The following is a 21,368-nucleotide window of genomic DNA, read 5'->3' as shown; positions in this document are numbered from 1 at the left end:
GTTCAGTATCTTCAATAAAAAGATGAAAACAGAGAACTTACTGATTTGAAATGACGCCAGCATGACGGATTGATGACGATTGTGTGACCCTTGCGTGACCCTTGCGCTAGCTATTGCGTTAGCGTCTCAGCATTCAAACAAATTCAAAAGGGAACTTCTAAAAACCAGACGCGCATATTCCATGCGGCTCGCAGGCCCATATCGGGCCAGAAGGCGCATGAATATTGCGCAGACGACTGCTGATATTTAAAGAGTCGAAAATACCGCCCTCCTGAGCTGAGTAAAAATCCGCTGATTTATTAAGCTAAAGTGTAGCCTGATTTAGAAAACGGTAAATCTCGTATCCGCGTACCGGTGGCCGCGAAGATGGCATTGGCCACGGCAGGTGCGATGGGGCCAACCGCTTCTTCACCGACACCGCCGGCGGCCGCCTCACTTTCCATAATATGGAGTTTTACCATGGGCATTTCGGACATAGTGATGAGCCTGTAATCATGGAAATTGGATTGCAATACTGCGCCCTCTTGCAAGGTAATTTCGCCATAAAACGCCGCCGACAAACCGAACGCGATGCCCCCTTCCATTTGCGCACGGACATTGCGCGGATTGACCACCAAACCGCAATCAACTACGGTAGTGACGGCATGGATTTTGACCGCAGTGTCTTGCACCGATAACTCCACCACATGCACCACCACCGTGCCATTGGCGTTGATCAAGGCCAGGCCGCGAAACCGCCCGGCCGCAGGCGGCGTATTCCAGCCCGATTGCAGCAGCGCGCGGTCTAAGGCGGCCTGCTCGCGCCCACCATCGGAGAATAAGCGGCGCCGGTATTGCGCGCTATCCATGCCGGCCTGGCTGGCTAGTTCATCCATAAAAGTTTCAATTGCAAACGTATTGTGCGAGGCTTGTACCGAGCGCCAATAGCCGGTCGGCACCTTGGCATCTACCGTATTGGCGCTTTGCAGCAAGGGCAGGCGATAATGCTTAATCGGCCCCAAAGCCTGGCGATTGATGGGCAGTGCATGTGCGGCATCTTTGCCTTCGCGCGAGTATAGACTGATGGCTTCTGTGGCTATATCAAAGCGCCATGCCAGCGGCAGGCCTTGCGCGTCTAAACTGGCACGCATGTGTATCGCGGCGGCCGGGCGATAATAATCGTGGCGTAAATCTTGTTCGCGGCTCCAGATGAGTTTGACGGGCGCGCCTATTTGTTGCGCGATCAGGGCGGCCTGTAGCGCAAAATCATTTTCTGAACGGCGGCCAAAACCACCGCCGGCTAGGGTGCTGTGTATCGTCACTTTATTTTCGTGTAAACCGAGGGCTTGCGCCACTACTTCACGCGCTAAAGATTGCGATTGCGTAGGCAACCAAAGTTCGGCGCTATCGGCCTTGACGACGGCGGTCGCGTTCATCGGTTCCATGGTGGCGTGCGCCAAAAATGGAAAGGTGTACAGTGCGCTGTGCTGCCTGGCTTCAAGACTGCAGGCATCGTCATAGGTCTGTTGGATCTTTTCCAGACTAGAGTCACGCGGCACCGACACAACTCCGCCGGCCCGTGCGCCGGCAATCAGCTCAGCGGCGTATTTTTTTGAATCGCAATGGCTGGCCGCCTGCAGATCCCAGCTCGGCTGCAAGAGCGCTAAAGCTTGACTGGCGACCCAATAATTGTTTGCCACGACGGCCACAGCGCGCTCTAACTTAAGCACATGGCGCACGCCTTTGACGGCCAAGGCCGGTGCCGCGTCTACCTTTAGTAAGCGCGCGCCGAAGCTCGGTGCTTGCAGAATCACCGCCACCAATAAACCGGGCATTTGTACATCGATGCCATACACGGCGCTGCCGTTGAGTTTGGCGGGGATATCCAAACGAGCCACGTCTTTGCCAATAAAACGCCAACGCTCTTTAGGTAATAAGACCGGTTCTGCGGGCACCGGTAATTGCGCCGCCAGCGCCACCAATTGTGCATAGGGAATGCGGCGCTGATCAAGGCGATTGATCACGGCACCGGCATCGCTGTCGCAATCTTTGATATCTAGCTGCCACTGCCTAGCCGCCGCGGCCAGCAGCATGGCACGTGCTTGCGCGCCCGCTTTGCGCAGCGGCGTAATTTGCTGGCTGACACCCAAGCTGCCGTAGGTGGCATATTCTGCCATCGCGGGATTAAAGTAGCTCTGGGCCACGGGTGCCATTTCTAATCTAACGTTGCGCCAATCAAGATCGAGTTCATTGGCGAGAATTTGGGCGATCGCCGTACCCGTTCCCTGGCCGATTTCTGCAGTGTTGGAATATAAAGTGACGATGCCATCGCTGGCAATGCGTATCCAGCCGTTGATCTGCGTTGTGGCAATGCCTGCAGTGCTATTGCTATTGCTATTGCTATTTGGGGCGGCTATGGCGGTATCGCCAACGGCCACCAATAAGGCTCCCGCTGCGATGCTTTGCATGAATTCGCGGCGTCCTTGCTGTATCGTGCCGTGCTTCATAGCGCCATCCCGGCTGCACGCTTAATGGCGCGACGGACAAAATTATAGGTGCCACATCGACATAAATTGCTCATGGCTTGATTAATCTCTGCATCAGTGGGTTGCGGCGTGCTAGCCAAAAGCGCGGCGGCCGCCATTAACATCCCTGATTGGCAATAGCCACATTGCGGCACTTGCTCTGCCAGCCACGCCAATTGCAAGCGATGGCTAGTCGTGGCAGAGAGCGACTCTATCGTGTTGATTTTGGCACCATGCAAGCTATCAACAGGCGTAATGCAACTGCGGGTAGGCTTGCCATCCACATGCACGGTACAGGCACCGCATATGCCGATACCACAGCCAAATTTTGTGCCCGTCAGTTTTAGTTCATCGCGCAACACCCATAGCAGGGGCATATCCGCATCGGCCTCCACTTTGCGTGGCTTGCCGTTGATGTGTAAGGCGTGAATCATGGCTATTCCTTAGGGAAATTGTGGCTCGATATCAACACTGAAAGTAGCCGCTTGGAGCTGGCTAGCGCGTTAATAGTTCCCGGTCTGGAAAAATATGTAGTGATGGCAAAGCCGGGGGCTGCACTACTGAGCTGAAATTGCTGGAGAGTCGATAAAGTGTGCCATCAGGCGCGTAGCCTAATCAGCGAAATGCTGAGCACAGAAATATTACATTTCTAAATAACAACAGTCCCTTTTCGACGCTGAGTAGCGATCACTACCATTTATAAGATGATGCAAGCTAAAGCGAATCCGGGCGTCGCTTAAGTGCCTTTGCTTCGTCATTGCGCGTCCGAAAATGGCGCGACGCTTAGGCCTCGCCGCTTGATACTGTGCCTCTACACTCACCTGGAGTAAGCCATGACATTTCAAATCCGCGGTCTCGCACCTGAGCAATTTACGCACTTGTTTTCTCTCAGCGATGCAGAGCTGCGCGCGCAGGGGATAGACCGGCATATTGCCAATGCAGCGCTCAGTTTTCCATGCAGGGTCAGCCTGCAGGATGCCGCCATCGGCGAAGAACTTTTATTACTCAATTTTGCGCATTTAGATACCACGTCGGCGTATCAGGCTAAAGGTCCGATCTTTGTGCGCCGTCATGCGTTGCTAGCGCCACTGTTTGTCGATACGCTGCCGCCCATGTTAGATCAGGCGCACCGGCTATTTTCTGTGCGCGCCTTCGATAGCGCAGATCGCATGGTCGATGCCGAGGTGGCCAGCGGTGGCGAGTTGCAAACATTGTTAGAGAGTTTTTTGCGCAAGCCAGAAGTTAATTATTTACACGTGCATTTTGCCCGACGCGGTTGTTTTGCAGCACGCGTCGACCGTCACAATTAAGGCAACATGAACTGTTGACACATATAGAAAATTGATCGAATGGCGATGCGGAATCTGCCAGCTGCGCGAGGCCGCCACGCAAACTATTGTGCTGGCGTAGAAAATTCGACGCCAAGCTTATTGTGATGAAAAATCGTAGCGCGCTATGGCTACATGGAAGAAACCAATGTGCCGGCCCTGCTTGAGCTGGCTACCCAACAAACCGGACGCGATTCGCTGGCTCTTCCCGCCCAGGGCAATTTTTTCTATCGTGCTCTGCTCAGATTTTTTATCTGGCTAGACAGAAACGAGTTGGACGCCGCTTCGTATTTCGGTATCCCACCCGAGCGTGTCATGGAACTGGGCGCACGCCTGGAATTAGTCTTACCGGAGACGCAGGAGGTAACTCTAAAGGAAGACCTGGATCAGCTCTCGTAGACCATCTTAAGGCATTTGATTTTTAACAGAGGAAATTCCAGGTTTGCTGCAAAACGATTTACGGCAGCCACGTCGATGGCGCGCCGGGGTTATTTCTGGCATCGCAAGATATTAATTTTGACTAAATTTGAAATCCTACACGCATATCCCATGCGCTCTACAGACCAATATCGTGCCACCAAGCGCATGGGGATTGCGTTATCGATTTGGGGAACTTCTAATAACCCCATGGACAAGCATGCAAAGTACGACATCTGGCAATGTCCTTTGAAACACCTAAGGCGGAAACCATTAGGTGGGGACAATGGCGCAGGGGCTGTTTTGCGCGAGTCCTATATCTAATTGATACCCAACACTTCTATGTGTACGAATCGGCAAAGTTAAGCCCGTCAAACGTAAAACTTTGATTCTAAGTCGACTTAGTATGACTTCAATTCTATGTTTGTCGAGTTCATCCGGATGCAATCCAAGTGCGGCCCCTAACTCCACATTGGTGCAGAGGCTGCCGGGCTTTTCCAGAAGCAGCCGCAGCAGCCGCAATTCGCTGAGTGTGACTTGAATATGCTGACCATTTGGTGCCACCAGCATCATGCGCTCGCTTGCAAGTTGCCAGGCATCCGCTACGCGATGGCTTTCTGATGCCAGAGCTGACCTCAACACTGGCGCTGGCGCTTTGTTGTCGATAAAGCGCTGGCTCAATCGGGTCAAAATCAGACTCAGTTCTTGCACATCTATCGGTTTCACCAGGTAAGCGTCGGCACCGGCCTCGAGTCCACTGATGCGGTCGGCACGCATGCCACGTGCTGTGACAAAGACTATGCCTATCCGACTGTCGTGCTCGCGAAGGTAACGACAAATTGACAGCCCGTCCTCATCTGATAAGCCAATATCGAGCACGCCGATAGTCTGCGCTTGAGTCGCCAGGTAACGATAAAACTGCGCGGCAGTCTCGAAAGCCTTGACGGTGTAACCTAGGTGGCTCAACTGAAAAGCGAGTTCCTCACGCAGGATGTGTTCGTCTTCAACTATCGAAACGGTGTAGTTCATGCTGTTTTTCGGGGTGGCATAGTATGCGGCTAATCTATTTGTTTGATTCGAAACGCAAGTTTGTGATTTTGGCTGCCGTTCAACACCTCATTCTGGCGCGTTAGCGGAAGCAATCATAGCACCGCTGTCGATAAATGCGTATCGGATCAGGTGAGCAGCAGGTCGATTGCATGAAAGAAAAATATGGTCCACGAAAAACACGAAAGGCACGAGAGACAGAAAAAAACGAAAAAAAGTCGATCTTAATCAGCGGAAAATGCATAGGCTCATAGGATGAAGCCGGCGCGCTTTAGTATTTTTTGTGTTTTTCGTGACTTTCGCAGACAAAATAAGACCCTCCTAAATGGTCTGCCATTTCATGCTATTGCCCAGAGCTGAGGATGCAAAAGACTCAGGGGCGGCGCTTCCCGATAAGAGTAATCTTAGTTGGTCTTGCTTGCTGTGCGGCGGAATAGCGACGTTATCGGAGCAAATTAGTCGGCGAGCGATTGAAATCCCTCACAAAAAAATTTTTGCTTCCTTGACGTGATATAAACCATTTTTATCGCACTAGACAGCAACCGACGGACATGGATACACGCACACTGAGTTTCACTATCGGCATAGGCAACCTCGCTTTTGCGCTGCTGGTAGCGATTTATGTCAGCTCGGCTGGCTCCGGCAATCGGGCATTGGTGATATGGGGCTGGGCCAAGATGCTGATTGGACTTGGTTTTCTAGTGTCATGGTCGCGCCTTTTTTCGGGATTCCCCTTCACGATTTCGATAGGTAGTTCCCTGCAAATTGCAGGAATTGGCTTTGAGATGGCCGCCTTCTGCATCTTTCTCAATCGTCGCGCTTGGTTGTCAGCGGTACGCGTTGCGGTGCCGGTCGCACTGTTGCTGCTTCAGCTGCTTCAGCTGCAATCGATATTCATTGCGTCTCCAAATGCCACAATAATTACGATCACGGTGATTTTTGCAATAACTTACGGGTCAATGGCATTTTTGCTGCTAAGCGAAACAACTAAAAATCCCTGGCTGCTGCGCTTTATTGGCGGCATAAACATGGTCGGTGTATTACTGTTGTTGGCACGCGTCTACGTCGGATGCTTGGTCGAGGCGCTCACACCGTTCGCCAACGTCACCGTCAATTACGCGGTGTATATCTGGGGCGATTTTGCTCTGATTTGCAATGGCGTAGGCTTCCTGTTATTGGCCAGGCAAAAGGATGACCAGGGACGTCGGGAAATCTTAAAAGTTCTCGAAAATGCCGAGTATGAGCAGCGCCAGCTATTGTCTATCGCCTCGCATGAGTTTCGCACCTCGGCGGCAATGATCAAAGCCTCGCTGGAATCACTGCGCATCTTGACCGGTAACAATCCGCCTGAAGTTGCAAGACGCTTTCAGAATATAGATAGTGCGGCCGCCAGACTGGTGGACCTGTCCAATACTCTTATCACGCAAGACCGCTTGCTGGACGCGAGCTTCATTCCCAGTTTTGAGGACTTGGAATTAGGAAGCTTGATGGCAGACGCCCTATCTCTTTACCCCGGTGAAGTGTTAATCGATGCCCGTTTGCCTGCCACACCTTGCTGGATACGTGGCGACGCTGCTTTGCTACGCATTGCCTTGCACAATTTACTTGAAAATGCGCGGGCGTATCATAGCTTTGATCATTGCGCGATCAGGCTCACGGTAACGGCATCCCAACACGATGTAGAGATCAATGTGGCTGACAATGGCCCCGGCATTCCTGACCAAAACAAGGAGCTGGTCTTCACACGTTTTTTTAGCGTGGGTGGAAAATTCGAGCACGGCCTGGGATTGTCGATAGTACGAACCATCGCACGCATCCATGATGGCGATGCCATAGTGCTCGACAATCAGCCACGCGGTGCCATCTTGCAGCTGCGTCTGCCGCTGACGGCTAAAATCCCCTCGCAAGAACTCTCAGCTTAGTCTTTTTAGCTCTCAACATTGAGAGCTTTTGAGAGCCTTCCCTGCTTGCAATTCAATACCATGTCCTGCATACGGTGAAATCAATTTACCGGCGGCAGGTCTGCTGCGCAATTCATCCGCGTAATTTTTCCGTATACCGCCGTTACCAGTTTTTGATTATCTGGTGACTGCTCCTGGCATCAATGGCTGTATCACGATCCACATCGCAAGCGTGGTTTTTACGCAGTTGAAGCTTAGCTGCGCGCTCAGCTTGGTGGACTTGTTTTGCTAATTAATTTATCGGCTATCCCAAATAGCGTTCCTTATACGGCGCTTTTGGCAGGCTCATTTTAGGGAGATCGTATGTTTATGAAGAAGAATTTTGCAATAGCAGAACATCATATTTTGAAATTAACAGCTTACATTTTGGCCGCGCAACTCGTCGTTGCCTGTGGAAGTTCCGCGTCGGATAACAAGACAATTGCCGAGCTCCCCGACACTATCAGTGTGGAAATCAGACGAACCGCATTTGGCGTGCCGCACATAGTGGGGAAAGATCTGCGCAGCGCAGCCTATGGCATGGCTTATGCGTACGCGCAAGACAATGTGTGTGTTGCCGCAGATCGATTTCTGACCGTCGCGGGTGAACGCTCCAAGTACCTTGGTCCTGACGGCGCCGGCCCAGGTGCGAATCTAAGGAGCGATTTTTATTACCGCAATATTTTAGATCAGGCAACGATAGACAAAGCCTTTCCTGGCGCGAGTTCGAGTTCGGTCACCTCCGATGCCTTGGCTGGCTATGTAGCCGGATACAATCGCTTCCTTGCCGATGCCAAGCCAGCAGAATTCGGCGATTGTTCCACGCTGGAATGGGCGAAACGATTGCTGAACGAAAATGACCTCAAGCGCCATCTTTTAGCGTTGGCGACCCAGTCTGGCGCTGGCGCTTTCATCGCAGCCATCGCCGACGCCACACCGCCGCCAGGCTTGTTCCCGACTAGTCAGATGGATCAACCACTTGCAGTGACAATGGTGAAGAGCAAACACCTTCAGATGGCACAACTGAAGCGCACTGCGGCCGAATTTTCTCGCCAATTTGATGCACGTCCTATGGGCAGCAACGGCCAGGCCTTTGGCAGTGAGCTTAGCGAAAACGGCAAAGGTATACTCATAGGGAATCCGCATTTCCCATGGTCGGGTATCTTGCGCTTCTACCAGGCCCATGTTCAAGTGCCCGGGCAGTACAACGTGATGGGGGCCAGTGTGGGCGGCGTGCCTCTGCCACAGATCGGCTTTAACAATGACCTGGCCTGGACCAATACGGTTTCCACCGGCCGCCGCTTTACCCTATTTGAATTGCCACTGAGTGCTGGTAATTATTTGGTAGACGGCGTTGCTAAGCCCATCATGAGTAAAAAAGTTACCGTGGATGTGCTGAGCAATGGCGTGCTTACCCCGCAAACACGAAGCTATTATTCAACCGAATACGGTCCCATTTTGGTCTCTGCGCCACTCGGTGCCGTGTGGACGTCCACTAAAGCGTATGCCATTCGCGATGCCAATCTCGATAACGGACGCATCATCGACCAGGTGTGGGAGATGGGGCGTGCTACCAGCACCGAGGACCTTCGTCAGGTAATGAGTAAACGTATGGCACTACCTTGGGTCAATACATTGGCGGCTGATCGCGCCGGTAACGCACTCTACGCCGACTATTCTGTGACGCCCAATGTGGATGCCGCACATCTGGCGAAATGTGCAAAGTCTGTGCAAGCGAAGACGCTTGCTGCGAGCCGCACCTATCTGCTCGATGGCAGCACTGCCGCGTGCAACTGGCCGGTAGATAGTGCCGCTGCGACACCCGGAATTATGTCGGCAACCGCACTGCCTTACTTAGCTCGTAAAGACTATGTCGGTAACCACAATGAAAGCGCCTGGTTAACTAATCCGGCACAGTTGTTGACGGGATTTAGCCCGCTGGTAGGTGATCAGATAAAACCGCAATCGCTACGAACACGCATGGGTTTCATACAGATACAGGAGCGTCTGGCAGGAACCGATGGTTGGGCGGGCACCAAAGTATCGCCTGACAAACTTGAGGCGACTTTCTTTCAATCCAGAATGCTGAGTGCCGAACTCGTTTTACCATCCTTGCTCACACTCTGTCAGACACGATCGAGCGCTTCCGCGTCCAACGGGAATGTGGTCGATTTGACCCAAGCCTGCACCATCCTGTCGTCCTGGGATAGGCGCGCAAAAATCAGTAGCGTCGGGACGCCAATTTTTCGGGAGTTTTGGCGTAAAGCACAGTCCATCCCTGGCCTGTTTGCTACCCCCTTCAGCGCCACTGCGGCTATTACAACGCCACGCGATCCTGCCATATCTACGCCGGCAGTAGCTAATGCGATGATGACGGCGCTGGCCGACAGCGTCTTAGCTTTGAACAACGCCGGTGTGCCCTTGAACGCCGCCCTGGGTAGTGTTCAATATGTGACACGCAATGGCGTGAAGCTGCCATTTGACGGTGGTGATGAATTTGAAGGGGTATATAACAAGATGACACCTCCGGGCCTCACTGCTGGCGGCTACACCAGTGTCGTCAGTGGTTCCAGTTATATTCAGATCGTGTCGTTTGAATCCTCCGGGGTGCTGGCGCGAGGACTGTTAACCTACAGCCAATCAAGCAATTCTGGCTCACCTTATTTTTCCGATCAGACACAACAGCTCAGTACTGGAAAGTTCGTAAAATTACCCTACACCGAAGCTAAAATTAAGGCGGACCCCAAGTTATCGGCTAGCTTGATCTTGACCGTCAAGTAAGGAGCATTGCGATACAGCTTCAATAATTTTTTTGAAGCTGTACATCTCTTAATTTCAAAAAAGAGCTTCTAAAAACCCGTTAATCTGGATGTAGCGCTAGGTGCCAACCGGAGCAATAAATCGGTATTACGGGTAGTTGCAAGGCCGCGATGTTGTTGGCGACCGAACTAGAGGCATTTGCCGGGCGATACAGCAAGCCAGGAGCGAGCACCAGATCTTGCTGCGTCAATTAAGCAGTTTGATCTAATCTTGGATGGCGTGAGCTTTTCTAAGCTCACAACATGTTAAAACAGACTACGCATAGCGATTGCGCAAAGGCAATCGCCGCAAACATATTGCAGCGTAGCGGATAGGAGAGCCGGGGCAGCGTCCTGTGCATTTGCTATATAAGCCGGTAGCGAGGCTGAATCTGAATATTGTTCAGAAATTTTTCTTCAAAGTGCGGCAATGCTCAGCCGCGAATTTTTCAACTCCTGTCTTAGCCAATCCAGAAATGCCAGACGCCGGTGATCCTGGCTGAAAGGAACGGGAGACAGCAAGTAATATTCTGAGCCATCCTCCAGGAAACCATAAGGGGTGACCAGGCGCTGAGTCTTGAGTTCTTCTTCTATCATGTAGATTGAAGCCATCGCCACCCCCAAGCCGGCGCTGGCAGCCTGCAGAGTCAGGTAAAAATGTTCGTACTGTGTGCGGCTCGGGCTAAGCAGGGGGGTGCCGGACGCTGCTTCCCAACGCTGCCACGCGTCCGGGCGCGATGCGGTCTGCAACAGGCATTGCTGATCCAGATGCAAGTTCCCCTCTGACAGCAATGCGGGTGCGCACACCGGTGCCACCAGCTCCCGCGCCACTGGCTCGGCGTGACAGTCCTGGCCCCAATTAAAATCATTGCGTCGCAAAGCCAGATCGACCTGGCTGCTTTGAAAATCGATAGCGCCGCCAGCGGCGAACAGATGCAGATCTATGCCGGGACAACTGGCCTTGAAACTATTAATCCGCGGGATCAGCCAGCGCATCGCCAGCGTCGGCTCGCACGACACCAGCAAGGCTTGATCGTAAGCGGGTTGCCTGATCTGGCGTATCCCCAGGGCCAACTGCTGCATCACCTCGCTGCAAGTGAGCTTAAATGCGGTGCCTTCTCGTGTCAGGAAAACTGCCCTATTCCTGCGTTCGAACAGGGCCACGCCCAGCATTTCTTCTAGCTGCATGATCTGCCGGCTGACTGCCCCATGCGTGACGTGGAGCTCATCGGCCGCCCGCACAAAGCTCAAGTGACGCGCTGCCACTTCAAATACCCGGATCGCGTTCAGGGACGGCATATGGAAATTCATCTGTGACTTTTTCTCAAGGGTTTTCGTTAGTATAAATCGATTTTCAAGATTTACTGGATCCGTGAAAATAGTCTCCAGCAAGTCCGCGCTATCCGCTATGCGAGCGGCCAGACTGATTCCCCCCACCACATCAGGAACTCCATTTATGCATGAATTAATTGCCGTAGCCATCATCACTATCCTGGCCGTGATTAGCCCTGGCGCAGATTTTGCGATGGTCACCAGAAACAGCTATCTGTATGGCCGCCGTGCCGGACTGCTGGCGGCAACCGGTATTGCGCTTGGCGTACAGGTACACGTGATGTACACCATGCTGGGGGTGGGCTTACTGATTGCGAAGTCGCCCAGCTTGTTTGTGGCGATCAAGCTCGTCGGGGCCGTGTATCTGGTCTACATCGGCTACCAGACTTTTTGTGCGCGTGCGGTCGTCACTGCCGAGCTCTCAAGCCAGCCGACGCTCAGTAAGGCGGCATCTTTGCGCAGCGGCTTCATGACCAATGCCTTCAATCCAAAAACCACCTTGTTCGTACTCAGCACCTACACGCAAGTGGTGCATGTCGACACCCCGATGACGATGCAGTTGGCTTACGGGCTGTTCATGTCTTTTGCCCATTGGTTCTGGTTTAGCCTGGTTGCTCTGTTCTTTTCAGATAGCCGCTTGCGCGCCAGCATGCTGAGATGTCAGGGCGTATTGAATAAACTAATAGGTACGGTGTTGGTGGCTCTGGGCGTGATGCTCGCTTGCATACCGACGACGCACTGAGTCTTAGCAAGTGCGGCTAGTCTTTTGGCTATGCCTGCTATGCTAGCCTCAATCCAAGCAATCAAAGGGAGTTTCGATTATTTTTTGAGTCGAGCATCGCTCAATTTCAAAACCCTACACGCATATCCGATGCGGCCTGCAGGCCAGTATGCCGCCGCGAGGCGCATACAGATTGCGCAAACGATTTGGAAACTTCTAAAAACCCTATACTCGGACGCGTCGCAGCGTTGCATCCCGATTAACGGGTTTTTAGAAGTTCCCTTTTGCTTGAACGAGATAATTAAGATAAAACCGGCTTTGCAGACTAATAGCGGGCGTCTTTCGGCTTACCGCCTTTACTCCAATCTTGCGACTTCTCTGCATAATCAGGTCGGCTTTGCGTGGTAAAAAAAGCGGCAACATCAATCGCGTCTTGATCAGAAAGTGTTCCGCCCTGGCCCAGTGGCATATTCGCTTTTACAAACGCGGCAGCATTATTTAAGCGCGCCATACCGGCACCGATATTAAAAGAGCGATCGCCCCACAACGCAGGAAATAAATATCCGCCATCGGCCTGTTGCTTGCCTTCGCCTTTTTCGCTATGGCAAGAAGCGCATTTTGCCAGGTACACTTGCTGGCCGTGTGCCAGATCCGGTGCCTGGTCTGATTTCACTGGTTTAAAGCCGCGCCCATTCAAGCTCATGCCGGTAGGCACGCCCTTGGATAACCACCAGATATAACTTAACATCGCATTCATTTCTACGCTGTCATGCGGCAAAGCCTTGCCGTTCATGGAGCGTTGAAAACAATCATTGATGCGCGCTTGCAGAGAACCCATGGCCGCGGTCCGGCTGCGGTATTCCGGGAACACGCCCCACAAGCCGACAAATGGCGCGGCTCCGGCGACCGTGCCACCATTCAAATGACATGAACTGCAATTTAAGCCATTGCCAACATAGGCCTTGGCAAATTTTTGCGTATTTAGGACCAGGTTGCGACCAAGTTTAATCGCCTCTCCCATTTCAGCTTTGGGGAGGCTGCTGTCGTCCGGCATCTGGATAGGAAAAGAGCTGGCAATGTTAGCAGTGTTAGCCGTAATGGCGATTGCGCCCGCTGCGTTTTCCGCCACTTTTTGGGTGCTGGCCTGGGCCACAGGCTCATCCCCTGGCGAACCATGTTTGAACAGAAAAACCACGCTAAAAACAGCCGTGAGAAACATGCCTATTGCTATCAAAATATAGCTTTTATTGGAAGTTTTCATAGTCGTCAAAGTGGATGATAGAACATCAAGTATTACATAAAAGCCTATTCTAAAAAATCATTTTTTAAAGCTGCCCGGTGCTGACAGATCGCATTTTTTAAAGCGCATACACATAGCCCATGCGCTCTGCAGGCCAATATGCTGCCACCAGTCGCATGGATATTGCGCAGACGGTTTGGGTATTGCAAATGCGCGCTGTGCGGACTAAGCACGCGCGACAGGCACTAGCTCAATCGCCGGCGGCGATCGGCATTACGCGTCCTTGGGCGGCACTTTGCTGGCCTAGCTCTAGCAATTGCATCACCTGCAGCGCCTCGCTAGCCGCCACTGGCGTCGCCGCGCCATGCCAGATGGCATCACGCATGGCACGGTAAAACTGCGGATAGTCACCGGTTTCGTTGCTTAGTGTGGATTGCTGCATCCAGCTGCCACGCAGCAAGTCTAACTGACCGGGCTGGCTGTCTATGCCCCAATCCGGCTGAACCGGACGGGCCCCGGTTTTGAGCGCCGCTTCTTGCGTATCTAAGCCAAATTTGGTGTAGCTGCCTTGCGTGCCATGCATCACAAAGCGCGGCCCCTGATGGGCTACCAGCGCGCTGGCATGCAGAATCACACGCAGTTCGCCGTAACGCAAAACGGCGTGAAACCAATCGTCCGTGAGCGCAGCATCGCGTTGGTTGGCGAGATCGAGCCAGATGCTCTGCGGCTGGCCAAACAGGCATAGCGCCTGATCGACTAAATGCGGGCCCAGGTCATACCACAAGCCGCTGCCAGCGCCGGCACCATCACGCCAGCGCTGTGGCACATTGGGTCGATAGCGATCAAAATGCGATTCAAAATGGGTGACTCTGCCTAGCTGACCGGATGCGAATAACTTTTGCACAGTCAAAAAATCGGCATCCCAACGGCGGTTATGAAACACCGATAAGAACTTTTGCTGTGCCTCGGCGAACACCATCAGATCGCGCGCCTCTGCACTGGTGAGCGTGAACGGTTTATCCACCACCACATGCTTACCGGCCGCCAGCGCCAGCCTTGCCAGCGCATGGTGGGTGTCGTTGGGAGTAGGGAGTATCACCAGATCAATCTCCTCGCGTGCGAACAAGTCTGAAGCGCTGGCGCACACCGCCACCTGCGGCCAGGCCGCATGCACTTTGGCGGCATCGCTACTGGCAACAGCCACCAGCTCCAGGCCGGGTACTGCAGCGATCAGCGGTGCGTGAAAGGTGGCAGCAGCGTAGCCGTAACCGACGATGCCGACTTTAATATGAGTTTTCATGAGCGGGTTTTCTAAAAATTACGCAGGATGATCTGGCGGTGCAGTATAGAACATTTCAATTTTTTGCTAAAATCAAAATAGCACCGCGTTAGCTAGTCCGTAGCCAATCAGTCGCCAATAGTGCGAAGCGCAGATCAGGAGAGAAGATGGACATGAAACGTATCAACGCAGGCAAGTTGCGCGCTATCGGTTACGAGGCGCGCAGTCGCGTGCTGCGGGTGGAATTGGACGATGGCAGTGCGATTGAGTATGCGGCGGTCGGGCCAGAAGTGTGGCGACGCTTAGCTAGCTCGGCGGCGGCGTGGAGTTTTTATCGCGATAACATTGAAGACGAATTCACTGGCCGGCGTGGCGTAGCAGGCAAGCAGGCGCGGCCCGCGGCGCTCGATGATTTATTTAAAACTCCTGATGCTGATGTTGATACCGACAGCCAGAAGGGCTAGCCGGTAGTGCTCTCCTTACGCACGAGTATGGGATTTTTAGAAGCTCCCAAAAATGCACACGCATATCCGCTGCGGCCTGCAGGCCGATATCCTGTCACGTGCTCACTAAATTGCGTTTAATGAACTGCTCGAACTCCGCCAAGGCTAAGGGCGGGCTACACAAAAAACCCTGGTAGGCGTGGCAATGATGATTGAATAGAAATTGTCGCTGATCCTCGGTTTCCACGCCCTCCGCGATTACCGCAAGCCCCAGACTCTGGCCCAATGCAATGATGGTACGGGCAAGGGTTGCGTCATTTTGGTCGGTAAGGACGTCACGCACAAACGACTGATCTATCTTCAACTGATCGAGTGGCAACCGCTTCAGATAAGTTAATGAGGAATAACCAGTACCAAAGTCGTCCAAGGCAAAGCTGACTCCGTGAGCTTGCAAGGCGGTCATTTTCAATATCGTGTCTTCGACGTCGTGCAGCAGCAAGCTTTCAGTAATCTCCAATTTAAGTTTGTGCGGATCGGCACCGCTCTTATCGAGAGCCGCCAACACCAGCTCTACGTAGTCAGGTCGGCGGAATTGCATGGCGCTGACATTGACTGAGATGCTCAGATCTGCGGCTTCCGGATGCGCTGCCCAGTCGGCCATTTGTGCGCATGCCGTTTCCAGCACCCACTGGCCCAAGTTCAGGATCAGCCCAGTTTCTTCGGCAAGAGGAATGAATTTCATTGGTGACAGCATGCCGCGCTGCGGATGCTGCCAGCGCACCAGCGCTTCGACACCGGTGACGCGGCCCTTTTGATCTACTTGTGCCTGATAGTAGAGAACAAATTCCTTGCGCTGCAAACCCAGACGGAACTCGGCTTCTAAAGTCGCATGAGAGGTGATGATATCTTGAATTTTTGGATCGAAGAAGCGCAGTGTATTGCGCCCTGCCGACTTGGCCTGATACATGGCAAAATCGGCCCGTTTCAGCAAGGCGTCATTGCTGTCTTTGTGATCGGCAAAAAGCGTTACCCCTATGCTAGGTGTGCTGTGATACGGGTGCCCGGCAAGATCATAGACTTGATTCAGTGCTTTCAGAATTTTTTCGCCTACGCTTTCGGCTTGTTTGGCCGCCAATTCTGTATTGTCGCTCAGCTCTTCGAGCATGACGACAAACTCATCGCCCCCTAATCTGGCGACGGTATCGCATTCACGGACGCATTCCAGCAGACGCTTCGCTACCGCTTGAAGCAGCAAGTCGCCTTTATCATGTCCTAGGGTATCGTTGAGTGTCTTGAAGTTGTCCATGTCTATGAACATCAGCGCGCCTTCGCGTCCGGTGCGTGCGCTGGTTGCCTGGCTTTGATGTAGTCTATCCATCAACATCCGTCTGTTTGGCAGTCCGGTCAGTGAATCAAAGAAAGCCAAGTGACTAATTGCTTCTTCGGCAGCCTTACGTTCCGTAATGTCAGTTTGCGTGCCAACGAAGTGGCTGATATTGCCAAGGTCATTCTTCACAGCAGTAATGGTGAGCCAGCTAGGAAAAATTTCTCCATTCTTGCGGCGATCCCATATCTCGCCTTGCCATGATCCACTACCATTAATACTGTCCCACATCGCCGCATAAAAAGCCTGATCATGACGTCCGGACTTTAGTATGCGCGGCGTCTGGCCTACGATGTCTTCGGGCGTATAGCCGGTGGTTTCGGTAAATGCCCGGTTCACCCGCAGGAAGCGCATATTCGCATCCGTGATCATCATTGCCTCTCTTGAGTCAAAGGCTGTAGCGGCAATGCGCCGTTCCTGTTCCGCTTGTTTCAGCACAGTGATGTCAGTGACTAGTACAAAAAGGCCTTTTACATTGCCGTTGGCGTCCACATCGGGAATATAGTTTGCCCATACTTGCGCTATTTCACCTGATAACTTGGTTAAGGTTCTTTCAAAATTTTGCCGTTCGCCACCCAAAGCCCGTCGCAGATATGGTGCATTCAATTCATACAATTTGGCGCCCAGAAAATCTTGGATACGTATCCCTAACATTTCTTCTGTCGTTTTGCCATACCATTCTAGATACGCTTGATTGGCGAACCGACAGTGCAACTCGGTATCCCAATAGGCAATCAGCCCAGGTAAATTGTCGGTCACAGCCCGAATGAAACGTTCACGTTCCTCCAGAAGGGTGCTTGCAGTGCGAACCTTCTCTTCGGTTAATTTGCGCTCAGTCAGATCGTAAAATTGCATCAGCAGATGTTGCTCACCTTTGATTTTCATAGGCACAATCTGACATGCGATCCAGATGTTCCTGCCAAAAGAAGTGACGGTATGCACCTCGCGCTCCTTGGGCACTTGCTGCGCCAGTGCCGTCAGGCAGTCATCGAGCAGACCTGATTTTTGCATTGCGACGATGTCATGAAAATTCTGCTTTAGTAAAACTTCACGTGTGGTGCCAACCAACTTGCCATAGGCGTCGTTGGCGACTACACATTGACCACTGGCGGCATACACCCCCATCGGCAACGGCGAGTGGAGCAGTATCGTCTCGTTGAAATTTAGTGTCTCTCTCAGTTCGCTGGTCCGCTCAATGACACGCTGTTCTAGCAGATCGCACTCGGCGGTGCGTTCATCAATTAATTTTTCAAGGCTGCGTTGGTTACGCAATAACTCCACTGCTACTTCGTCGGCTTCCCTGAACGACATGGGATACATACGCATCTCCTCACCGTCACTCGAAGCTAGTGCATGGACGGAGCGGCTGATTGTTGTACCAAATTTCCAGGCGAAAATAAATCCTGAGGCCAGCAAGGCTGCCACCAATGCAGTGATCCAAACAATCGACTGCAGTAATTCTGTCAGAACCGTACTTCGCGGCACACCGATCGCAACGGCCCAGCCTGAGCTCGGTGAGCGGCTAAAATCGGAATAGACCCGAATACCTTCCAAGCTCGTCACTTCTATCTCGCCCTCGTTAACTTCGCGCAAACGGTCGATCAGTGCAGCTGCACCTTTCTTACCGATGAATTTTTCGGGCGAATGCGAACGAGCGACAATCACGCCCTTGCTGTCAAAAATTGACACGATACGATCGGCAGGTAATCGCTGTTCAGTGAGAATTTTGCCCAAGCGTTCAGGAAGAATGCCAACGGACAGGTCATAAACCACCTTATCGTCTAGCCATACCGGCACGTCGATGCTGATGAGTGGACGGCCCAATACACCACCAATATAGACATCGGAAATCACAGGTTTGCCGGTCTCGAAGACCTGTCGTAGTTGATCCGGATTGCCGTGGCGTGGCAAGACTTGGCCGTATGGACGAAGCGTGTTGAGCAGCTGCTGACCAGTGGTGTCGCTGAGCACAAAGGAAAAACCGGGAAATTCGTCGTTCAACACGCTTTTAGCGCGTGTATAAAACGCGGCGAAGTCGTGTGTGGCAATCGTGCGCGCGGTTGCCAGTGCTTGGGTCGTCATTTTTGCACTGTTCAAATCTCTATCGACTGCCAGCACCAAGGCGCGGGCAGTGATGATCGTATCTTGCTTGATCTGGGCACGCTCTCGATTGTAAAAGTGATGAATGAGTAAAGAGAATCCGATTACTGATGGGATCAGACAAGCCAGCATAACTAGTGTGAGCTTGGTACGAATACTAGGAAGGGAGCGCTTATCGCTAAGTTGCTCTGTTATTTCCACCATGGTCGCCTTATTTCGATTCGTCTCTATGCCTGGATCCATGCAATTCACTCAATAGAATAATGCGCGAACGTAGGTAAACTTGATCTATTTGAAATTTTTATCGCTTGAGTATATCGAAATGCATAGTTTAGTAGGACGTTTTTGTCTCAATTAGGCTGCATTTGTGTTCTGAAGAAATTTTTGCTTAAGTTCCGAATAAACCACCATCCGGTTTGCACGGGGGACTGGAATCACGACTTATATGCTTAAAAGGGTAAATAACTAGGACGCATGACTAGCTAAAGCGTGTCAGTCATTAATTGAATTGGTGCTTAAATGTTGTGTGCTTCTATTTCTTTGTACAATCGCGATGACAGTTCCTGCAATTAGAAGCTACCGCACTTAATATGCAGCTCGCCTATTGCTCAACAATCGATTCAGAAGCTAAGCGCCAGTTAGCTCTGCGTTATACCAAGGTGTAAACGATGAAAAATAAAGGAACTCTAGTTTTTTTTTTGCGGGAAAATGGGTGCTGGGAAGTCCACCAAGGCACAGGAGGTGGCCGCTGAAATGGGCGCAATTCTCATGTCTGAAGATGAGTGGCTGGCAGCGCTTTATCCGGAAGAGATCAAGAGTATTAGCGACTATCTGGCTTACTCAGCTCGTCTCAAGCCGCTCTTAAAAAAACATGTACAGAGTGTGTTGAAGTCGGGCGTGTCTGTCGTGATGGATTTCCCCGGGAATACTGTCAAGCAAAGAGCTTGGTTTACAGAGCTTTTTTCAGAGGATGACATACCACATCAACTTATCTACTTAGACGTTAGCGATACCCAATGTCTAGAGCAAATCGCGCAACGACGAGAGCAACAACCGGAGCGTGCTGCTTTTGACACTGCAGAAATTTTTCACACAATCAGCAGCTACTTTCAAGCACCTGCAGAGCATGAAGCTTTCAATATAAGGGTGGTGAACTGTGCGCGGGTATAAAGGCGGTAAGTCGTCATTAGTAAGGTGTCAATTACCACAGAACCACCGCCGTATGGCGTTTCAAAACACCACCCTGCCACTGCGCATATCCGCTGCGGCTTGCAGACCAGCATGCCTGGAAACCCGCAGCGGATATGCGCGTTGGCGGGGGTGCTTGTGAAATGTTCATCTGGCCCTATGTAGAGTCTAGTCTGCGTTGGCAGACTGGTTACTGGCGTAGCAGATCAACATTCGAGATGGATAAAACATGAGCGATCCGAGTAAACCTGATTGCGCGGCTACTAGCACGCATTGCGGCAGTAACCATGCTGGGATGGCGATAGAGCTACTCAATGAGCAGTGCTTTTGTATCAGTCTGCAAGAGGGGGCGCTAGAACAGGCGCTGCAAGACGAGCTGACACTGCCTGGTGCAGAAAACATTTTTGCCTTGATCAGCGAGCGTTGCCCTCATCTGTTCTCGGCGCGGCCGGTGTTTATCTCTAGCAGCCAGGCCGAAAGAATCGCGCAAGTGGTGCAGGCAATCGAAAGCGTGGTGGCGCTGCCGGCCTATCGCGCCGCAGTACTGGACTATGCACCCGAAATCGCCAGACATACGCCACGTGGTGCCAGAGGTGTTTTCTTTGGCTACGATTTTCATGTCAATGCCGAGCGCATCGCGCTGATCGAGATCAATACTAATGCCGGCGGTGCGATGCTCAATGCGCTATTGGCGCGCGCCCAGCATGCCTGTTGCGCCGTTATGCAGGACATCGTCTTCGATACGGCGACGGCGCAGGCGTTTGAAGCTGAGATCGTCGCCATGTTCTTGCATGAGTGGCAGTTAGCTGAGCAAGATAGACCTTTGCGCAGTATCGCGATTGTGGATGAAGCGCCGCAGCAGCAATATCTGTATCCCGAATTTCTTTTATTTCAGCAATTATTTCAAAGACAGGGTTGGCAGGCGGTAATCGTCGCTCCGGCTGAGCTAGAGTGGCGCGATGGGTATTTGTGGCATGGAGAGTTACAAATCGATCTGGTGTATAACCGTCTTACCGATTTTTTGCTGGAAGCGCCCGCCAGCGCCGCCTTGCGCAGCGCCTATCTGGCCGATGCGGTGCTCTTGACGCCACATCCGCAAGCGCATGCGCTGTACGCCGACAAGCGCAATCTGGCACTGCTGAGCGATGCGCAGCGTTTGCAAGAACTCGGGGTCGCGCCCGAGGTGCAAAAAATTCTGTTAGAGAATATTCCGCATACCGAACAAGTCAAACCCGAGCATGCCGAGCGCTTGTGGGCGCAGCGGCGACACTTGTTTTTTAAACCGCATGCCGGTTACGGTGGACGTGCCGCGTATCGCGGCGACAAATTAACCAAACGGGTCTGGGAAGAAATTTTGGCGGGCGAGTACATTGCCCAGGCCATCGTGGCGCCAGGCGAACGGGTGACTGGCAGCATACAACAGCCAGCGCAACTCAAATTTGATCTGCGCTTTTACACCTATCAGGGTAAGGTGCAATGGAGTGCCGCGCGTACCTATCAGGGGCAGACCACGAATTTCCGTACCCCCGGCGGTGGTTTTGCACCGGTCTACAGCATCCCAGATGAGCGCTTGCTGGCTGGGGTCGCGCATATTTCAGGACTACTGGAGCAGCAGGCCTGAAAAAAAGTATACTTGTTTTATAAGTG

The 21,368-nt window shown here is 52.3% G+C and carries 15 protein-coding genes and 1 pseudogene; 8 read left to right on the top strand and 8 right to left on the bottom strand.

Annotated features, from left to right (window positions below):
- Positions 1 to 299: 299 nt before the first annotated feature.
- Positions 300 to 2,486, bottom strand: a complete 2,187-nt coding sequence (locus ACO0K8_RS07440) for a molybdopterin cofactor-binding domain-containing protein (RefSeq protein WP_422946018.1) — start codon at positions 2,484 to 2,486, stop codon at positions 300 to 302.
- Positions 2,483 to 2,938, bottom strand: a complete 456-nt coding sequence (locus ACO0K8_RS07435) for a (2Fe-2S)-binding protein (RefSeq protein WP_422946017.1) — start codon at positions 2,936 to 2,938, stop codon at positions 2,483 to 2,485. Before ACO0K8_RS07435 ends, ACO0K8_RS07440 begins: the two co-directional genes overlap by 4 nt.
- Positions 2,939 to 3,337: 399 nt before the next feature.
- Here ACO0K8_RS07435 and ACO0K8_RS07430 point away from each other — a divergent pair, with 399 nt between their 5' ends.
- The gene (locus ACO0K8_RS07430) at positions 3,338 to 3,814 is read left to right on the top strand and encodes a DUF1203 domain-containing protein (protein ID WP_422946016.1); all 477 of its coding nucleotides are present in this window, start codon (positions 3,338 to 3,340) and stop codon (positions 3,812 to 3,814) included.
- A gap of 132 nt (positions 3,815 to 3,946) precedes the next feature.
- Positions 3,947 to 4,231 (top strand): KUP/HAK/KT family potassium transporter, encoded by a 285-nt coding sequence (locus ACO0K8_RS07425; RefSeq protein ID WP_422946259.1) that lies wholly within the window; start codon positions 3,947 to 3,949, stop codon positions 4,229 to 4,231.
- Positions 4,232 to 4,522: 291 nt separating this feature from the next.
- Here the strand turns inward: ACO0K8_RS07425 and ACO0K8_RS07420 are convergent, their stop codons facing one another.
- The gene (locus ACO0K8_RS07420) at positions 4,523 to 5,278 is read right to left on the bottom strand and encodes a response regulator transcription factor (RefSeq protein ID WP_422946015.1); all 756 of its coding nucleotides are present in this window, start codon (positions 5,276 to 5,278) and stop codon (positions 4,523 to 4,525) included.
- Between the two features lie 569 nt (positions 5,279 to 5,847).
- Here ACO0K8_RS07420 and ACO0K8_RS07415 point away from each other — a divergent pair.
- Positions 5,848 to 7,218 carry a sensor histidine kinase gene (locus ACO0K8_RS07415; RefSeq protein ID WP_422946014.1) on the top strand — a complete coding sequence of 457 codons (1,371 nt, stop codon included), beginning with the start codon at positions 5,848 to 5,850 and terminating at the stop codon, positions 7,216 to 7,218.
- A gap of 348 nt (positions 7,219 to 7,566) precedes the next feature.
- Entirely contained in the window at positions 7,567 to 10,017 is a 2,451-nt protein-coding gene (locus ACO0K8_RS07410) for a penicillin acylase family protein (RefSeq protein ID WP_422946013.1), read from the top strand.
- A 79-nt stretch (positions 10,018 to 10,096) separates the two neighbouring features.
- Here the strand turns inward: ACO0K8_RS07410 and ACO0K8_RS07405 are convergent, their stop codons facing one another.
- Both ACO0K8_RS07405 and ACO0K8_RS07400 read right to left on the bottom strand, forming a co-directional pair.
- The gene (locus ACO0K8_RS07405) at positions 10,097 to 10,246 is read right to left on the bottom strand and encodes a hypothetical protein (protein WP_422946012.1); all 150 of its coding nucleotides are present in this window, start codon (positions 10,244 to 10,246) and stop codon (positions 10,097 to 10,099) included.
- A 205-nt stretch (positions 10,247 to 10,451) separates the two neighbouring features.
- Positions 10,452 to 11,345: a LysR substrate-binding domain-containing protein gene (locus tag ACO0K8_RS07400; RefSeq protein WP_422946011.1), complete on the bottom strand. Its 894-nt coding sequence runs from the start codon at positions 11,343 to 11,345 to the stop codon at positions 10,452 to 10,454.
- Positions 11,346 to 11,490: 145 nt separating this feature from the next.
- Between ACO0K8_RS07400 and ACO0K8_RS07395 the strand changes: the two genes are divergently transcribed.
- On the top strand, positions 11,491 to 12,108 hold the full coding sequence (locus tag ACO0K8_RS07395) for a LysE family translocator (protein ID WP_422946010.1): 618 nt from the start codon (positions 11,491 to 11,493) through the stop codon (positions 12,106 to 12,108).
- A 304-nt stretch (positions 12,109 to 12,412) separates the two neighbouring features.
- On the opposite strand, the gene ACO0K8_RS07390 is transcribed toward ACO0K8_RS07395, so the two are convergent.
- Complete coding sequence (locus ACO0K8_RS07390) at positions 12,413 to 13,348, bottom strand: c-type cytochrome (protein WP_422946009.1); 936 nt, start codon at positions 13,346 to 13,348, stop codon at positions 12,413 to 12,415.
- Between the two features lie 229 nt (positions 13,349 to 13,577).
- Positions 13,578 to 14,627, bottom strand: a complete 1,050-nt coding sequence (locus ACO0K8_RS07385; RefSeq protein WP_422946008.1) for an oxidoreductase — start codon at positions 14,625 to 14,627, stop codon at positions 13,578 to 13,580.
- 152 nt (positions 14,628 to 14,779) lie between these two features.
- Here ACO0K8_RS07385 and ACO0K8_RS07380 point away from each other — a divergent pair, with 152 nt between their 5' ends.
- Positions 14,780 to 15,070, top strand: a complete 291-nt coding sequence (locus ACO0K8_RS07380; RefSeq protein WP_422946007.1) for a KTSC domain-containing protein — start codon at positions 14,780 to 14,782, stop codon at positions 15,068 to 15,070.
- Between the two features lie 94 nt (positions 15,071 to 15,164).
- On the opposite strand, the gene ACO0K8_RS07375 is transcribed toward ACO0K8_RS07380, so the two are convergent.
- Positions 15,165 to 18,776 (bottom strand): bifunctional diguanylate cyclase/phosphodiesterase, encoded by a 3,612-nt coding sequence (locus ACO0K8_RS07375; protein WP_422946006.1) that lies wholly within the window; start codon positions 18,774 to 18,776, stop codon positions 15,165 to 15,167.
- Between the two features lie 462 nt (positions 18,777 to 19,238).
- Between ACO0K8_RS07375 and ACO0K8_RS07370 the strand changes: the two are divergent.
- Both ACO0K8_RS07370 and ACO0K8_RS07365 read left to right on the top strand, forming a co-directional pair.
- Positions 19,239 to 19,703, top strand: a pseudogene (locus ACO0K8_RS07370) (AAA family ATPase); the annotation flags it as partial.
- A gap of 247 nt (positions 19,704 to 19,950) precedes the next feature.
- Entirely contained in the window at positions 19,951 to 21,342 is a 1,392-nt protein-coding gene (locus ACO0K8_RS07365) for a hypothetical protein (RefSeq protein ID WP_422946005.1), read from the top strand.
- Positions 21,343 to 21,368 lie beyond the last annotated feature (26 nt).

This window comes from Undibacterium sp. Ren11W (assembly GCF_049340485.1).
Taxonomy (GTDB): Bacteria; Pseudomonadota; Gammaproteobacteria; order Burkholderiales; family Burkholderiaceae_D; genus Undibacterium.
Note: the sequence above shows the minus strand (reverse complement) of the source record. Positions and strands in the feature narration are given on the sequence as shown.

What these genes read in the sequence shown, in the direction of transcription:
- ACO0K8_RS07440 (WP_422946018.1), bottom strand. Translation starts at nt 2,486, where the DNA reads ATGAAGCACGGCACGATACAGCAAGGACGCCGCGAATTCATGCAAAGC.
- ACO0K8_RS07435 (WP_422946017.1), bottom strand. Translation starts at nt 2,938, where the DNA reads ATGATTCACGCCTTACACATCAACGGCAAGCCACGCAAAGTGGAGGCC.
- ACO0K8_RS07430 (WP_422946016.1), top strand. Translation starts at nt 3,338, where the DNA reads ATGACATTTCAAATCCGCGGTCTCGCACCTGAGCAATTTACGCACTTG.
- ACO0K8_RS07420 (WP_422946015.1), bottom strand. Translation starts at nt 5,278, where the DNA reads ATGAACTACACCGTTTCGATAGTTGAAGACGAACACATCCTGCGTGAG.
- ACO0K8_RS07415 (WP_422946014.1), top strand. Translation starts at nt 5,848, where the DNA reads ATGGATACACGCACACTGAGTTTCACTATCGGCATAGGCAACCTCGCT.
- ACO0K8_RS07410 (WP_422946013.1), top strand. Translation starts at nt 7,567, where the DNA reads ATGAAGAAGAATTTTGCAATAGCAGAACATCATATTTTGAAATTAACA.
- ACO0K8_RS07400 (WP_422946011.1), bottom strand. Translation starts at nt 11,345, where the DNA reads ATGAATTTCCATATGCCGTCCCTGAACGCGATCCGGGTATTTGAAGTG.
- ACO0K8_RS07395 (WP_422946010.1), top strand. Translation starts at nt 11,491, where the DNA reads ATGCATGAATTAATTGCCGTAGCCATCATCACTATCCTGGCCGTGATT.
- ACO0K8_RS07390 (WP_422946009.1), bottom strand. Translation starts at nt 13,348, where the DNA reads ATGAAAACTTCCAATAAAAGCTATATTTTGATAGCAATAGGCATGTTT.
- ACO0K8_RS07385 (WP_422946008.1), bottom strand. Translation starts at nt 14,627, where the DNA reads ATGAAAACTCATATTAAAGTCGGCATCGTCGGTTACGGCTACGCTGCT.
- ACO0K8_RS07380 (WP_422946007.1), top strand. Translation starts at nt 14,780, where the DNA reads ATGAAACGTATCAACGCAGGCAAGTTGCGCGCTATCGGTTACGAGGCG.
- ACO0K8_RS07375 (WP_422946006.1), bottom strand. Translation starts at nt 18,776, where the DNA reads ATGGATCCAGGCATAGAGACGAATCGAAATAAGGCGACCATGGTGGAA.
- ACO0K8_RS07365 (WP_422946005.1), top strand. Translation starts at nt 19,951, where the DNA reads ATGAGCGATCCGAGTAAACCTGATTGCGCGGCTACTAGCACGCATTGC.